This is a genomic window from Oleiphilus sp. HI0079 (genome assembly GCF_001635105.1).
The window spans coordinates 1-1205 of record NZ_LWFT01000959.1 but is presented as its reverse complement, the minus strand read 5'-3'; the positions used below and the strand labels follow the sequence as shown (position 1 = coordinate 1205).

General features: G+C 48.0%; 3 protein-coding genes. All 3 read right to left on the bottom strand.

Going from position 1 to position 1205, the window contains the following annotated elements; all coding sequences use genetic code 11:
• The coding region (locus tag A3750_RS17520) for a hypothetical protein (protein WP_197475118.1) at positions 1-464 on the bottom strand (464 nt) is incomplete at its 3' end.
• Positions 465-512: 48 nt separating this feature from the next.
• Positions 513-770: a hypothetical protein gene (locus A3750_RS17515; RefSeq protein WP_068453168.1), complete on the bottom strand. Its 258-nt coding sequence runs from the start codon at positions 768-770 to the stop codon at positions 513-515.
• Between the two features lie 93 nt (positions 771-863).
• Positions 864-1205, bottom strand: a 342-nt coding sequence (locus A3750_RS17510; protein ID WP_156498692.1) for an MFS transporter, incomplete at its 5' end; no start/stop codon positions are given.

Here is a 1205-nt window from a genome sequence, read left to right as displayed (position 1 = left end):
GCTGGGTCTCTATTTGCGCGCACCGCGTTTACCGCAATACGCCAAAGCTCTTTGTGAAGAACTTCCGATCGCTCAAGTATGAAACCAATATCGGCCTCTTGATCAACAACATTGGCACGCAGAGCCACATAGCTTTTCAACAGTTCTTTTGATTCTGTTCGCCACGCATTTGAGTCAATGAAGTCCGCTCTCAGGTAGGCCGTCCCAATCGCATTAACCTCATCAAGTAACAACTGCTTTCTTTCCTCAAAGCGATTCGAAGTCGTGCTATAGGTGAGCGCGAGCAAGAACGCTAACAACGCAAAGAGCGCGGCGACTAACGAGCCAACAGGCGGGGCCTCATCTGCTGAATAGTGTTTGAGAAAATACCGCCCGACCATGACGCCAGACATAACGGCACCAAAGATCAACACGATGGTCACAACTAACGCTTCTATTAAAGCCAAACCTGCGAAGATGCCCATTCATCACCCTAAAGGAAAACACAGTAATATTCCGAAACGAGTCAAAGCCTATCCTGCAGAATACTCTGCACCACGAATGACGTAGTCCGGGAGCTTCTCTGGACTTGGATAAACCTGTATGGATTTGATGTTTTCCCGAGGATAAAGGTGCAAAGCGCCCTCGGCCTCGACAGACATATAAGGCTGTTTAAGCGCATTATCGATGTTTTTAACAAGCTGCATTGGGTCTAACACTTGCTTGGCAAAATCAAACGACACCATGCTGCCATCGACAAAACGAATCACTAAACTTTTTTTATTATCCATAGCGCTCTCTGCTCACATAAACGTATGACTCTAAAGTTAGCTGCTAATTCGCAGATGCGCAAAGACTGAGACGCGACAGGTCGAGCGAGGCGCTTACAGTTCAACGCCCAATTTAGATGCATGTTTCGGCAAACCGAAAGAGATTAGTGCGGTGATTAGAATGAACGCCGCCGAAACCCATAAGCACATCTCTAGCCCATACGCTTGATAAAGCCATCCCGATAACACCGTGCCGATCAGCCGCCCCATCGCGTTTGCCATATAGTAAAAACCGACATCAAGCGAGACGCCATCCTCCCCAGCATAGCTAACAATCAAATAACTATGCAGGGAGGAGTTTATGGCAAACAATGCGCCAAACACGAGCAAGCCGATGATCAGTGCCTGCTGTGTATACCAGTCAAACGCAAACGCAAGAGCAATGAACGCCGGAAG